Here is a 13,656-nt window from a genome sequence, read left to right on the forward strand (position 1 = left end):
GGCCACCCGCCCACGCTCGATGTCTGGCCATGGTCCTTCCCTGACGCAAGGAGCCCCTCATGGCCCACAAGTCCCAGCCGGACTACTCCAGCCGTGCCCTGGATGAATTGAAGCAGGCGTTGCGCGAGCGACTGAAGACCAACCAGCTCGCGCACCGAGAACTGCTGTGGGAGTCCACCCGTGGCAGGGAGGAACCGAGCGAGAACGGGCGAGACGTCGAAGCGTGGTTCCTGGGGCCCCGCGCGGAGAACGCGGACGTCTTCGAACAACTGGTGCTGGAGGCCTTGAGGGACCACGCCTTCTGGCGCCGGAACTTCCACCCGATGGACCCTCCCGCCATCACCCAGAGCATCAAGCGGGACCCGGGCTATCTCCGGGCGCTCGATACGCTGCACACCGAGTTCGACAACCTCCTGGCCGAGCTCAAGAAGTCCGCGCCGTTCTTCAGCATGCGCTACCAGGGGCACATGACCTGGGACCAGACGCTCCCGGGCATGGCTGGCTACTTCGCGGCGATGCTCTACAACCAGAACAACGTCGCGCTGGAGGCCTCGCCGCTGACGACGGTGCTGGAGGTCCGGGCTGGCGAGGACCTGTGCCGGATGGTGGGCTACACCCAGCAGGGCAACATCCGTCCCTGGAGTCACCTGACCAGCGGCGGTACCACCGCCAACATCGAGGCGATGTGGGCCGCGCGAAACCTGAAGTTCTATCCCCTGTCCCTGCGCGAGGCCATCCGGCAGGAGCCCGCGCTCTCCGCCGCGAAGGCCTTGCAGGTGACGCTGCCCTCCGGAACGAAGGCGCGCCTGCTCGACCTGGATGAATGGCAGGCGCTGAACCTGGACGTCGACGAGGTGCTGGGCATCCCCACCCGCATTCAGGAGGAGTTCTCCATTCCCGTGGAGACCCTGACTGCACGGGTGAGCAACTACATGCTCCAGGACCTGGGGCTCGTGGAGTTCACCCGGCGCTACCTGGGCAACATCCGGGCCCCCGTGTTCATGGTCCCCGGCTCAAAGCACTACTCGCTTCCGAAGGCGGCGGCGATCCTGGGCATCGGCGCGGACCACATGTTCAGCATCCCCCTGGATGAAGAGGGGCGCATGGACGTGTCGGCCCTGGAGGAGCGGCTCGACCAGTGCAAGGCGGACAAGCAGCCCGTCATCGCGGTGACGGCGGTGTTGGGGACGACGGAAGAAGGTCTGGTGGATCCGCTCGAGTCGGTGCTGGCGCTGCGCCGGCAGAAGTACCACCCGCAGGGCATGTCCTTCTGCGTGCATGCGGATGCGGCCTGGGGCGGATACTTCGCCTCGCTCCTGCGGGCGCCGCCGAGCGTCTCGAAGCGCCTCGGCGGCCCTCCCGCGCCAGCGCTGCCGCTGAGCAGCTACGTGGAGAAGCAGTTCAAAGCCCTCCCAGAGGCGGACACCATCACCGTGGACCCGCACAAGACGGGCTACCTGCCCTACCCCGCCGGGGCGCTGTGCTACCGCAACCAATCCATGCGCAGCCTGGTGGCCTTCGAGGCGCCCTACATCAACACGGCGGGAGGCCATGAGGACCTCACCGTGGGCAAGTACGGCATCGAGGGCTCCAAGCCCGGTGCCGCGGCGGCGGGCGTGTACCTCAGCCATGCCGTCGTGCCACCGGACCAACGTGGCTACGGGAAGATCCTCGGGAGGGCGCTCTACAACTGCAAGCTGTTCCACGCCCGACTGCTGCTGATGAACTCCGCGGCGAGCGACTACGTCGTGGTGCCAGGGCCGCGCTTCAAGCTGACCGACCCCCTCAAGCTCAAGTACGGCGGGGAGCAGCAGGCGCTGGAAGTCCTGCGTCAGCAAATCCAGGGCGTGCGCCAGGAGCAGCTCCTCACGGCGTCCGGTGGAGAGGAGCTGGAGCTGCTGCGCGAGACGGGCGCCGACCTCAACATCCTTACCTACGCCTTCAACTTCACCACCGGGCAGGGCCTCAATCCGAGCCTGGAGGAAGCGAACACCTTCAACCGGAAGATCTACGAGCGCCTGGGGGTCAAGGCGGACGGCCGCGACATCTACGGCTACCGGCTGCTGGTGAGCACCACGGACTTCATCGAGGAGGACTACGGCAAGAAGTTCTTCGAGGACTACAAGACGCGCCTGCTGGGAAGTGGCGCGGCGTCGTGCCGTGGAAAGGAGGGCCGCATCACGGTGCTGCGCTCTGTCATCATGGACCCCTGGATTACGGAGGACCTCCAGCGGCGGCCGTTCCTCGACACCATCATCGAGGAGCTGCGCACGGCCGTGGAGGACGCGCTCGCCGAGATGAAAGGCACCTCGACCCGGCGCACCCGTTAGCCCCATGGCGGAGCGAGGCCGGTCGAGCACAGGCCTCGCCCCAACAGACTCGCTCAGCTCAACGCATCTACCCACGTTCGCAAGCGAGGCTCCGCCCGAGCTTCGCCGCGCACTCTGGGCTCCTCGTCCAGGGGCAGCGTGTGGGCGACCCGGAACCACTCCTGCATCTCCACCGGCATCGGTATGCACACCAGGTTCCACGGCGGCGGCGCGTCACTCAACGCACCTCATCACGTCGTTGGCCGGACGGATACATTGGGCCGAGCCACCGGCGGGGACGATACCGCTGGGTGGAGGAGCGCCGAGACGAAATCTACCCTGCCCTCCTCCACCTGGACTGCAGCCTCATCCTGTTGCGGAGGCTTGCCGGGCATTGAAAGAAGCTCTAACCCAGACCTGGGCGCTGGAGCACACCCCAGACCCGATTCAGGCCGCCTGAGCCTCAAGGGAGAGGGTGGGCGGGGCTGAAGGAGTAGGATGTGCTTTGCCGACCCTGCTCACGCTGACCCGAGATCGTCCTCCTCAGTTGGTTCCATTGGCTCCGACAAGACCAACGTGACCCAGCGTTCGTCGCCCCCAGACTTCATCAGGTTCGCCAAGTACTCGCGGGCGATGGATTGACTGCGGGTCGCGAACGCACTCGGCAACTCATGCGTCTCTCGCGCCGCGTACCAGCTCTCGTAGGTGGGCTCGAATCGCCCAGCACGCTTCATGTAGACATCGCCTCCGAGCACTGCGATCTCCGTCGGTCGAAGCAACTCCAGTACCTGAGCTGCGTCCTCCGGATGCCAGGCGAACTCCTCGACCCCGAGCCCTGACAGGCTCTCAGCCTTGCTCCAGAGCTCCTTGGGAACAATCAGCCTGCTCATGGGTTTCCCCTGCTTGGGCACGAACAGCCGATGGTTCACCGTACCATTGGGCTCGACGATCCATTCGAAGGCCGCTCTTACAGTCCTTCCTCGAGAGCAGGGCTGTTCCTGTCTGGGGCCGAAGTACGAAGACCGGCGAATATTGAGGGTGCGCGTTTAACTCAGGGCTTCCACCCAGCCGCGCAACCTATGAAAAGCCTGCATCTCGCCGCGCACTCCGGGCTCCGCGTCCAGAAGCAGCGTGTGGAAGCCGCGGGCTTCCAACCCCTTGCACATCTCCGCGCGCACCTGCGCATCCGGCGCGAACAGGATGCAGCCGTCGCCGCCGCCCGCGCCGGACAACTTCCCCGCCGCGCCGTAGCTCGCCGCCAGCGCCAGCACGCGGCGCATGCCTTCCGTCTCTAGCGGGCCCAACTCCAGCAGCAGCGCGTGCTGCGCCTTCACCGCCTCGGAGAAGGCCCGGAAGTCGCCACCGGCCAGCCCGTCCTCGATGGCGTGCCCCAGCAGGTCCGAGCGCTCCACGAAGTGCTGACGGCCCTGCGCCTCCAGCCGCGCCTCTACCTGGCCAATCAGCACCCGCGTCGAAGCACTCTCACCCGTGAAGGCATACGCCATGGACACGCGGGGCGAGGGCAGCCGCCACACGTCCACCGACGGAGACTCCGCCAGCGCCGCACGCAGCCGCCCGGTGTTGCTCGCCTCCATCAGCGGCGCCACGTCGTAGCGACGGTAGCGCAACACGCCACCCGCGAAGCTCGTCGCCACATCCCCGCCGCTGCCCTTGCCGCCCTGCCCCGCCGTGTGCGCCAGCAGCGCCAGCTTCAGCGCATCGAAGCGCTCCTCCAGCACGTAGCGCGCAGCCTCTGACGCCAGCACCGTCGCGCATGCACTGCCGCCCATGCCCAGCTTCTGCCCGTTCGGCCCCACCGCGGACGGCGCCACCGCCAGGTCGAAGCCAGGGCTCGCGCGGCCGTGTGCCCGCAGGGCTTCGTCCAGCGCCCGCGCCACGAAGGAGAACCCCGCAGGGACTTCGCGCTCCCAGCGCACGCCCAACGGGGTGGTGCTCCCCGCCAGCGTGCCCTCCTCCAGGCACACGTGCACCCGGGCATCCGAGCGGCGTCGCACGTAGGCGGCCGTTCGAGGCGCCACCGCGGCCAGCCGCGCCACGCCGCCCCACAGCACGGCGTACTCGCCGGAGAGGAACAGCTTGCCCGGCGCGGAGAGGGCGCGCTCCATCAGAAGAGGTGCTCCTGCTTCAGCGTGGCGTCACCGCCAGGCACGCAGCGAATCACGTCCACCGCGCCGCACGCGCGCGCCAGCGCCTCCGCGGCCACCTCGTGCGCGGCATCCGTCAGCAGCACCGGGTTCGGGCCCGCGTCCAGCGTGAACCACACCGGGATGCCCTTCTTGCGCTGCTCCTTCAGGTGCTGGATGAGCGCCAGCGTGCCGGCGTTCATGTAGCTCAGCGGCGGATTCGCCGCGAAGACGGTCGCGTGCATGCGCCACGCGTTGCGCTCGCACAGCTCGCCCAGCGCCTGCAGGTCCCGCCGAGCGATGTGCTCACGCGCCTGCACCACCTCCACCTCGGCGTCCTTTACCCACGCCGGGTAGTACGGGCTGGTGTCCACCGTGTGCTTCATCCCGTCCCGCGACTTCACCTCCTTCTCGCCGCGGTCGAGAATCGCCACCACCATGCGCACATCCGGCCAGTGGGCCGCATCGAAGCGCTGCACCGCGAAGCTGTCCTCGCCATCCGAACGCTCGCCGCGCTGCCACTCGCAGAAGCCGCCCTGCACGCTGCGGCACGCGGAGCCGCTGCCCATGCGCGCCAGGATGCTCGCCGCGCGAGGCTCGGACGGCAGCCCCGCCGCCGCGCGCCCCGCAACCGCCAGCGCCGCGAAGCCGGCCGCGCTGCTGGCCAGGCCCGCCGCCATGGGGAAGTCCCCGCGCGACACCACCTTCGCGGGGCCCAGGTCACCCTTCGCCTGGGCGCGCACCGCCTCCAGGAGCCGCAGCACACGGTCGCGCTCGCTGCCCTTCGCGGTGTGCCCGTTGAGCTCCACCTGGTCGCTCGCGGCGCCGAACTCCACCGTGGTCGTCACCGACAGCGGGGACAGCGTGAGGGACAGGCTGGACTGGTGCGGAAGAATCAGCGCGTCGTCCCGCTTGCCCCAGTACTTCACGAGGGCGATGTTCGGATGCGCCAGAGCTGTGGCTTTCATGGGAAGACTCACGACGCCCGCGGACCCGCGAGCTGGCTGCTGAAGCAGCGCACGCCCATCCGGGTGAGCTTCGTCACCACCGGCTTGGGCTCGAGGAACAGGCCGATGACGGCCCCACCATCTCCACCGGCTCCGGTGAGCTTGGCGCCCAGCGCCCCCAGCTCCCGCAACCGGTACACCATCTCTTCCAGCGGCGGCGACGACAGGCCCAGCGCCGCCAGCAGGCCCTGGTTGACGTTCATCGCGTCGCCCAGCGCCTCCAAATCTCCCGCCGCCACCGCCTTCGCCCCCTCCGAGGACACCCGTCCAATCTCGGTGAACAGGCGCTCGTAGCGCGACGGCCAGCGGGCCTGCCGCTCCCGCAGCGCGCCCACCGTCTTCTTCGTGGGGCTGCGCTCACCCGCGAGCGCCACCACCACGTGCAGGGGCTTGGGACTGTCCACCACCTGCCCCGTCCCCTTGGCCGCGCCCGGCTTGCGCCGGTAGAAGACGAGCTGCTCCATCGCGCTGGTGGTGTGGTCCAGTCCGGACGGCGAGCCGTGGAACTCCTGCTCCATCGCCCACGCCACGCGCACCGAGTCCTTCGGCGTGGGCGTCTTCCCCGCCGCCTGGAGCAACAGCCGCGCGCACGCCACCGACAACGCGGCCGAGCTGCCCAGCCCCACCGCCAGCGGCAGGTCCGCCTCCAGCGACACCTTCACCGGAGGCGCCCCCGTCGCTTCCGCCGCACGGGCGAATGCCGCCGTGAGCTGCGCGCGCTGCACGCGGTTGAGCGTGGGGGGCAACGAGAGCTGACACGCCTTCGCCGGCACGGCGCGCGCCGTCACGCCCTGAGTCAGCGGCCCGGCCAGGGCCGGGTATCCGTACACGACGCTGTGCTCACCCAGCAGGATGACCTTGCCGGCGCCGAAGGCCGACAAGGATTCAGAACGAGGAGCCACGGCGTCAGACGTTGGTGCCGGTCGCGATCGCGGCATCCTCGGCGGGGAGGCTGGCCAGCAGCTCGCGGGCCTTCTCCACCTTCACGTGGCCCGCCTTCACCAGCAGGTTGGCGATCTTCTCCACCCAGTCCCCCCGCGCACCCGCCGTCACCGCCACGCAGCGCGCGTGCATGGCCATGTGGCCCTTCTGGATGCCCACGCTGCCCAGCGCCCGGAGCGCCGCGAAGTTCTGCGCCAGTCCCACCGCCGCGAACACCATGGACAGCTCGCGCACCGTGGAGGTCTGCATCAGCTTGAGCGCCATCTGCACGCCCGGGTGGATCTTGATGGGCCCGCCCACCGTGCCCAGCGCCATGGGCAGCTCGATGCGGCCCACCAGGTGTCCCTCCTCCAGGTACCAGGTGGACAGCGGCCGGTACTGTCCGTTGCGGCACGCGAACGCGTGCGCGCCGGCCTCGATGGCGCGCCAGTCCTGCCCCGTGGCGATGGCCACCGCGTCGATGCCGTTCATCACGCCCTTGTTGTGCGTGGCCGCGCGGTACGGGTCCGCTTCCGCGAAGCGGCTGGCCTGGGCGATGCCCTCGGCAATCTCCTCGCCCGGCATCTCGAAGTCCGCCAGCAGCGGCACCGGGATGCGGCACATCGCGCGCGCCAGCCGGCGGTCCGCGAGGTTGGAGAGGATGCGCAGGTACACCTTGCCGCCGGTAATCTGCTCGATGAGCGGCGCCACGCCCTCCGCCATGGTGTTGATGAGGTTGGCCCCCATCGCCTCCTGGGCGTCGATGATGAGGTGGACGATGAGCAGCGGCTCGCCGCGCGGGCCCTCGGGGGCCGGCAGCACGCGCACCTCGACGTCCTTCGCCCCGCCGCCACGCGCCACCATCGCCGGGTGGAAGCTGTTGGCCAGCGCGAGGATCTGCTCCTTGTGCGCCAGGATTCGCTCGGAGGCCACGGTCGGGTCGCCGTAGCGCGACACCTGCACCTGGCCAATCATCAGCGACGGGTCCGCCTCGCCAATGAAGCCGCCCGCCTCGCGGACAATCTTCGCCGCGAAGGACACCGCCGCCACCACGGACGGCTCCTCCACCGCCATGGGCACCAGGTAGTCACGGCCGTTCACCTGGAGGTTCAGCCCCAGGCCCAGCGGCAGTGAGAAGGTCCCCACCGCGTTCTCGATCATCTGGTTCGCCAGGACGGGCTGGAGTGCCTCCGAGCCCAGCAGCTGCTGCAGGTCCTCGGGCGTGAGCCGGAACATGCGGGAGAGGTGCGCGTGGCGCTCCTCCATGGGCAGCTTGTGGAACCCGGGAAGCCGGGACGTCACGGTGTCAGACATGTTCTTCCTTCCAAACGTCGGCGCGGCCACCCTCTACAGCGCCGCCAACCAGTCCTTCAACTCCCCGGTAATCACCCGGGGCCGCTGCCTCAGTTCAGCGCAACTTCTGCTTCCCGTCAGGATGAGCGCCTGCCGCAACCCGCCCAGGATGACCTCCAGCGCGGCTTCCGCCGCGGGAAGGCCGCCCTGCTGCTGCGCGCGGAACAACGGCAGCGCCATGCCCGCCAGGTTCGCGCCCAGCGCCAGCACCTTCGCGGCGTCCAAACCGGTGCGCAGCCCGCCGCTGGCGACCAGCCGGACGTCAGAGCCCACGGCCCGCCGCACGGTGGCCAGGGCGGCTGCCGTGGGGATGCCCCAGGCGCTGAACTCGGCGCCCAGCTGCGCCTGCACGCCCGACGCGCGCAGCTGCTCCACGCGCACCCACGACGTCCCCCCCAGCCCGGAGACGTCGATGTTCCGCACGCCCAGGTCCGCCAGGCGCCGCGCGACGTCCGGGCCGATGCCGCACCCCGTCTCCTTCACGAGCAGCCGCTCGCCAAAGGCGCGCACCAGCAGCTCCACCACGCGGTAGCCGCCCTTGAAGTCGCGGTCGCCCTCCGGCTGCGTGAGCTCCTGGCCGGCGTTGAGGTGCAGGGCCAGCCCATCCGCGCCAATGCCGTCCACCAGCCGGCGCGTGCCGTCCACGCCCAGGTGGATGGCCTGGAACATGCCAATGTTGCCCAGCAGCGCCACCGTGGGGGCCACCTGCCGCACCTGGAACGACGCGGCCCGCGAGGCGTCCTCCGACATGGCGCGCTGACTGCCCACGCCAAAGGCGAGGCCGTGCTTCTCGGCGAGCTGCGCCAGGTCGCGGTTCACCGCGCCCGCACGCTCGGTGCCACCCGTCATGCCAGTGACGAGCAACGGGTAGCGCAGCTGCTTGCCCAGGAAAGGCGTGGACAGGTCCACGTCGTCCGCCGCCAGCTCCGGCATCGCGCAGTGGACCAGCTTCACGCACTCGAGCAACGTGCTGTTCCCGGTGGGCTCGACATCACCCGTGGCGCAAAGGTCGAGATGCGCATCCTTGCGTCTGGCTGTGAGGTCGTCGCCCATCTCGCTGGATTCCGGTCTGCCCCCGTGGCGGCGAGGCTTGTAAGTGCCCGAATGACGAGGGTTTCCTAGCAAGTGGAACGGTCATGGCGCAAGCCAAAGGGCCCGGACGGTCGCCCTCGCGGTGTGGGTGGACGATGCCTCCTTTTGAGCGGTATGAGCCTCGCGTGAGCGCCCCCCCGACCCACGTGGTTGTCTTCCTCCACAGCGGCGACTACGACCGCGTGCACCAGGGTCTCTCCATCGCCGCCGCAGCGGTGGCCTCGGGCCGCAAGGCGGAGGTGTACCTGTTCTGGTGGGCCCTGGAGCGCTTCCTTGATGGGAGGCTCGACGAACCGGACTTCATGGGTCGCGACGACGTGTCGGACCGCTTCGAAGCCCGCGGCATGCCCACGTTGCGCGCACTGCTCGCACACCTGGTGGACTCGGGCTTGTTCACGCTCGCTGGGTGTACGGGCTCCCTTGGAGCCCTGGGCGCGGAGTCCCGCGCGGATGCGAGCGGCATCTCCCTGTGGCTGGGCTGGAGCGCCATCCTCCAGCGCACCGCGGGCGTGAGCGACCGCTTCTATCTCTGAAGCAGCCGCCGCCCGCGGTGGGACCGCGCGTCACACGTTCAGCTTGAAGCCCAGGATGAAGGTCCGGGGCGCGTTGGGCCGGGCACCGTAGGGCCGGCGCGACACGATGACCTGCTCGTCCAGGATGTTGCGCACGCTCAGGTACAGCTGCCCCCAGCGGGAGAAGTTCCAGGCCGCGTTGGCGTCGAAGGTCAGCAACGCGTCCGTCAGCTCGCCCGGCGCCGCCTCGCCCTGCCCCGCCTGCTCCCGCATGGCATCCACGTAGAACGCGCTGAGGGACAGGCCGCCCAGCGCCGACTCCACGCCCGCGGTGGCATAGAGCTGGTGCTGCGGTACGTAGGGCAGCTCATCGCCCGCGCGCACGTTGCCGAACTGCGGGTCCGCGGACTGGAAGTCCTCGCGCAGGCGCGTGCGCGTGAAGGTGTACGACAGCGAGACGGGGAACGTCACGCCGCCGCCCGGGCGGAAGGTCTTCTCGCCGAAGACCTCCAGACCGTAGATGTACGCCTTGCCCGCGTCCGTCTGCCGGTCGAGGTCCTCGTTGAGGCAGCCGCTGGAGAACGTGCAGATGTCGGTGAGGTTCGAGTAGTCGTTGAAGAAGCCCACCGCCTCCAGGCGCTCACCCCGGCGCGTCCATCGGGTGCCGGCCTCGTAGTTGATGCTCTTCTCCGGGAGCACCGTGTCAGGCTGCCCCGGTGCCGGCGGCGAGAAGCCGCGATAGGCGCCCGCGAACAGGCCCAGCTCGCGCGTCAGCGCGCCGTAGACGCCCAGGCCCGGCATGAGCACCTCGAGCGCGCCGCGCGACTCGGTGTCGGTCAGCCGGTTCTCCGAGTGCGAACGGATGATTTCCAGCCGGATGCCGGGCGTGAAGACCAGGGGCCCCCAGGCGATGGCGTCCGTCGCATGCAGGGCGACGGCGTGCGTGGAGTCCCTGTTGTTGGCCGTGGTGTACGTGGGCTCGTTCGTCCGCACGAGCTGGCCGCCCTGCATGAGGAAGGCGTCCTCGGTGTGGAGGCGCTCGATGCTGTCGAAGTGGTAGCGCGCGCCGACTTCGACGTTGTGGTGCAGCGGCCCCGTCGTCCCGCTCCAGCGGGCCACGCTCTGCAGGCCCTGGGACACGAAGGTCCGGTCATTGGGACCAATGAGCAGCGCGTCCTGCGTCGACGAGCTGTCGAGCTCGCCGGTGAGCACGCCGTAGTAGATGGCGTTGCGCGCGCTCGTCGGGTCCGCGAGCACGCTGGCGATGGAGGCGCCGCGGAAGCGGTTCACCTTGCGCCAGGCGCGCGTCAGGTCATGCCGGTAGGCCGACGTGGTCACCGCCAGGGCGCCCGCCTCGACCACATGGCTGAGGACGACCTGGGTGCGGTGCCACTTCATGTGGTCCAGCGCGCTGGCGACGTAGCGGCGCAGCGGATTCGCCGCGAAGTCGGCGTCACTCAGGCCCAGGTACGTCTCGTTCGAGGCCTCGTCGGAGTAGCCCAGCTTGAGCTGGAGCGTCTGACGGACCGGGCCCTCCGGCACGAGCAGGTAGCGTCCCTTCGCCATCCACTCGTTGCGGACGAAGCCCGTGTTGCCGCCCACGGTGTCCAGCTCCTTGAAGCCGTCGCTGCGCAGGTGGAGGCCTTCCAGCAGGAAGCCCGCGCGCTCGGTGCTCGCGCCAAACGCGCCGTGGGCCTTGCCGTAGAGGTAGCCGCCGCCCGCCACGTCCAGCCAGAGGGACTCGGCGGCGGGGATGTCCCGGGTGATGAACTCCACGGAGCCGCCCACCGTCTGCGGCCCCTGCTGGATGGCCGAGGGCCCCTTGAGCACGCGGATGCTCTGCATGCGCGTGGCGAGCGGGAAGTAGTAGGCCGCGGGCGCCGAGTACGGCGCGGGCCCGAAGAGGACGCCGTCCTCCAGCAACGTCACCTTCTTGCTGCGGTCCGGGTTGACGCCGCGCAGGCCCACGTTCGGTCTCAGGCCGAAGCCGTCCTCGCCTCGGGCATACACGCCGGGAACCGTCTGGAGGATGGCGGCCGGGTCATCCCGCTCGAAGCGCTCGAGCTGCGCGGGCTTCAGCACATGGATGGAGCCGCTCGTGCGCGCCTCCGACGTGCCCACCACCACGCTCTCGAACTTCTTCTCGACGGCCTCGGGCGAAGGCTCCAGCACGAGCGCCTCGCCCACAGGTGCCTCGGTGGCCAGTGGCGCATCGCCCATGGGCGACTCCGCGGTCGACCCGGAAGGGTCCTGGCCACCCACGGCAAGCGATGAAGCCGGCTCCGGCGGGAGCGAGCCTTCCATCGCGTCCTCCCGGGACGGCCCGGAAGCGTCCTGGCCACCCGCTTCGGCCGCTTGGACCTGCGCTGGCGGGAGTGGGCCTTCCACGGCGCCGTCCCGGAGCGGAGAGGAAGACGTCCGGGCCTCCGCTTCGGCCGCTGGAGCCGGCCCCCCCGGGAGGGAGCCTTCCTCGACGACCGCCTGGGAAGTCGCGGCGGGGCCGGCCGACGCCGGCACAGGGCGCGTGGCGGCCTCCTGCGCCTGGGCGGATTCGGTTTGCGCCGCGGCAGGGGTTGCCCATGCCAGCAAGAGCGCCGGAAGCGTCCAGCTCCGCGCCCGCATCAATTCGTGCTCGAACAGTGCCATCTGAAGCGTATCGACCTTGTCTCGACGGGGATGTCCGCCATTCAAAAAGCCAGGAGCCGGGGGTGGAGGACCGCCCGCGCGCGGCCCTCCCTCCCCGGCTCCTGCTTCTTCACAACAGCCGCTACTACCGCTTCTCGATGGGGCCAGCGATCACGACCTTGCCATCCGACTGGACGGCGACGCCGCGAGCGGTCTCCTCGGTCTGCGCCGTCACGACGTTGAGCGTCGCGATGCCGCCGGTGCCGAAGGACGGATCCAGGTTGCCATCCGTGGTGAAGCGCGCCACCACCATCCGGTTGTCGCCACCCTCGGTCACGAAGCCCGCCGCGTAGATGCGGTTGGACGAATCGAAGGTGACGGACCAGAAGCGGTCGTTCTCCGTGGTGGAGATGGGCGTGGCCTTGAAGACCTCCTCGCCCGTGCCGCCCGTCGGGATGATGGCCAGGACGGCGTCGTCGTTCTGGTTGCCACCGGCGCGGTAGCCCGCCGCGGCCACCCAGTTGCCGTCCGGCGACTTGGCCACGCCGAAGAAGGCCTGGTCCGGGCGGTCGAAGCCGTAGGTCTTGTAGCCTTCCGGCGCGAAGGTCGTGTCCGGCTGACCGTCCGGCGTCTGCATCAGGATGAGGGCCTGGATGTTCTGCGCGCCCAGCGTGCCGCTGCCCACGTGGCACACGCGGTCGTCGTTCAGGACGACCAGGTTGCGGCCGCGGTCGTTGTCACCGGCCAGGTCCAGCACCACGGAGCCACCCGTGCCCCACGTCGGGTCGAGCTCGCCCGTCGAGGTATAGCGGAAGGAGACCAGGTCCACGGTGCCCGTGGACGCGGAGCGGCCGTAGCCCGTCGTCACGTAGCTGCCGTTGGACTGCAGGCCCGCGGCATAGGCCTCGGCCATGCCCCACTCGGGGTTGGTCTCGCTCTGGGCCTGGAACGGCGCGGACGTCACCACACCCTTCCAGCCAAACGTCTCATCCGACTTGCCGTCGTCGTTCAGCCGCTGCAGCACGATGCGGTTGGCCGCCTGCGCGCCCACGCCCGTGGGCATGGACGTATAGCCGGACGCCATGATCTTCCCGTCCGGCTGGATGAGGCCGTAGCGCATGCCGTCATTCAGGTTGGCCAGGTTGAGGGTGCTGAAGCCGTTGGGCGTCTCGCCCGAGCCGAACGTCGTGTCCAGCGCGCCCGCCGCCGTCAGCCGGGCCACCACGCGGTCGGTGTCCGCGCGCGTGCCATCCGCGCGCTTGTTGCCGAACAGGACGATGCGGTCCGAGCCGTCCACCTTCACGTCCCACAGGGAGTCACGCGTGCCGTCGCGGCCGGTGCCGAAGTCCACGTGCGTGATGCCACCCGCACCGAACGTCGTGTCGTGCGTACCATCCTCGTTGAACCGCACCACCGCGATGTCGCTGTCCAGCGGCCCGGTGCCCGCGTCAGGGATGGGGTCCGTGCCCGCATCCGTGCCTGCGTCCGTGTTGGTGCCCGCATCGGGGATGGGCGTCGGCGTGGGCTCGTCGTCGTCGCCACACCCCGTCAGGCACGCCAACGTGAGCGCCAGGGCCGCTCCACGCACCAGGAAGCTGCGGTGCTTCACCGTCTTCAACATGATGGTCTTCCCCTCCTCGGGAACATCTTAACTAGAAATTGATAATCATTATCAATTTCATGGCGCCACTCT

Annotated in this window: 10 protein-coding genes; 2 read left to right on the top strand and 8 right to left on the bottom strand. The window is 69.5% G+C overall.

Features of this window, described 5'->3' with window-relative positions:
• The first annotated feature begins 59 nt into the window (after positions 1 to 59).
• Positions 60 to 2,330: a pyridoxal phosphate-dependent decarboxylase family protein gene (locus VZL07_RS01685; protein ID WP_426753558.1), complete on the top strand. Its 2,271-nt coding sequence runs from the start codon at positions 60 to 62 to the stop codon at positions 2,328 to 2,330.
• 497 nt (positions 2,331 to 2,827) lie between these two features.
• On the opposite strand, the gene imm40 is transcribed toward VZL07_RS01685, so the two are convergent.
• From imm40 to fni, 6 genes are all read right to left on the bottom strand, one after another.
• Positions 2,828 to 3,199, bottom strand: a complete 372-nt coding sequence (gene imm40, locus VZL07_RS01690) for an Imm40 family immunity protein (RefSeq protein ID WP_426753559.1) — start codon at positions 3,197 to 3,199, stop codon at positions 2,828 to 2,830.
• Between the two features lie 156 nt (positions 3,200 to 3,355).
• The gene (locus VZL07_RS01695) at positions 3,356 to 4,435 is read right to left on the bottom strand and encodes a mevalonate kinase family protein (RefSeq protein ID WP_426753560.1); all 1,080 of its coding nucleotides are present in this window, start codon (positions 4,433 to 4,435) and stop codon (positions 3,356 to 3,358) included.
• A complete protein-coding gene (gene mvaD, locus VZL07_RS01700; protein ID WP_426753561.1) occupies positions 4,435 to 5,421 on the bottom strand; it encodes a diphosphomevalonate decarboxylase in 987 nt (328 codons plus the stop codon). Before mvaD ends, VZL07_RS01695 begins: the two co-directional genes overlap by 1 nt.
• Before the next feature lie 8 nt (positions 5,422 to 5,429).
• A complete protein-coding gene (gene mvk / locus VZL07_RS01705) occupies positions 5,430 to 6,362 on the bottom strand; it encodes a mevalonate kinase (protein WP_426753562.1) in 933 nt (310 codons plus the stop codon).
• 4 nt (positions 6,363 to 6,366) lie between these two features.
• On the bottom strand, positions 6,367 to 7,695 hold the full coding sequence (locus tag VZL07_RS01710) for a hydroxymethylglutaryl-CoA reductase, degradative (RefSeq protein ID WP_426753563.1): 1,329 nt from the start codon (positions 7,693 to 7,695) through the stop codon (positions 6,367 to 6,369).
• Between the two features lie 33 nt (positions 7,696 to 7,728).
• Positions 7,729 to 8,787: a type 2 isopentenyl-diphosphate Delta-isomerase gene (gene fni, locus VZL07_RS01715; RefSeq protein WP_426753564.1), complete on the bottom strand. Its 1,059-nt coding sequence runs from the start codon at positions 8,785 to 8,787 to the stop codon at positions 7,729 to 7,731.
• Positions 8,788 to 8,921: 134 nt separating this feature from the next.
• Between fni and VZL07_RS01720 the strand changes: the two genes are divergently transcribed.
• Positions 8,922 to 9,359 (top strand): hypothetical protein, encoded by a 438-nt coding sequence (locus tag VZL07_RS01720; RefSeq protein WP_426753565.1) that lies wholly within the window; start codon positions 8,922 to 8,924, stop codon positions 9,357 to 9,359.
• Between the two features lie 30 nt (positions 9,360 to 9,389).
• On the opposite strand, the gene VZL07_RS01725 is transcribed toward VZL07_RS01720, so the two are convergent.
• Both VZL07_RS01725 and VZL07_RS01730 read right to left on the bottom strand, forming a co-directional pair.
• Positions 9,390 to 11,984, bottom strand: a complete 2,595-nt coding sequence (locus VZL07_RS01725) for a TonB-dependent receptor domain-containing protein (RefSeq protein ID WP_426753566.1) — start codon at positions 11,982 to 11,984, stop codon at positions 9,390 to 9,392.
• 124 nt (positions 11,985 to 12,108) lie between these two features.
• Positions 12,109 to 13,584, bottom strand: a complete 1,476-nt coding sequence (locus tag VZL07_RS01730; protein WP_426753567.1) for a hypothetical protein — start codon at positions 13,582 to 13,584, stop codon at positions 12,109 to 12,111.
• Between the last annotated feature and the right edge of the window lie 72 nt (positions 13,585 to 13,656).

Source organism: Pseudomyxococcus flavus (assembly GCF_050038885.1).
Lineage (GTDB): Bacteria > Myxococcota > Myxococcia > Myxococcales > Myxococcaceae > Myxococcus > Myxococcus flavus.

Coding starts and splice junctions, on each gene's coding strand:
- VZL07_RS01685 (WP_426753558.1), top strand. CDS start 60: ATGGCCCACAAGTCCCAGCCGGACTACTCCAGCCGTGCCCTGGATGAA.
- imm40 (WP_426753559.1), bottom strand. CDS start 3,199: ATGAGCAGGCTGATTGTTCCCAAGGAGCTCTGGAGCAAGGCTGAGAGC.
- VZL07_RS01695 (WP_426753560.1), bottom strand. CDS start 4,435: ATGGAGCGCGCCCTCTCCGCGCCGGGCAAGCTGTTCCTCTCCGGCGAG.
- mvaD (WP_426753561.1), bottom strand. CDS start 5,421: ATGAAAGCCACAGCTCTGGCGCATCCGAACATCGCCCTCGTGAAGTAC.
- VZL07_RS01710 (WP_426753563.1), bottom strand. CDS start 7,695: ATGTCTGACACCGTGACGTCCCGGCTTCCCGGGTTCCACAAGCTGCCC.
- fni (WP_426753564.1), bottom strand. CDS start 8,787: ATGGGCGACGACCTCACAGCCAGACGCAAGGATGCGCATCTCGACCTT.
- VZL07_RS01720 (WP_426753565.1), top strand. CDS start 8,922: ATGCCTCCTTTTGAGCGGTATGAGCCTCGCGTGAGCGCCCCCCCGACC.
- VZL07_RS01725 (WP_426753566.1), bottom strand. CDS start 11,984: ATGGCACTGTTCGAGCACGAATTGATGCGGGCGCGGAGCTGGACGCTT.
- VZL07_RS01730 (WP_426753567.1), bottom strand. CDS start 13,584: ATGTTGAAGACGGTGAAGCACCGCAGCTTCCTGGTGCGTGGAGCGGCC.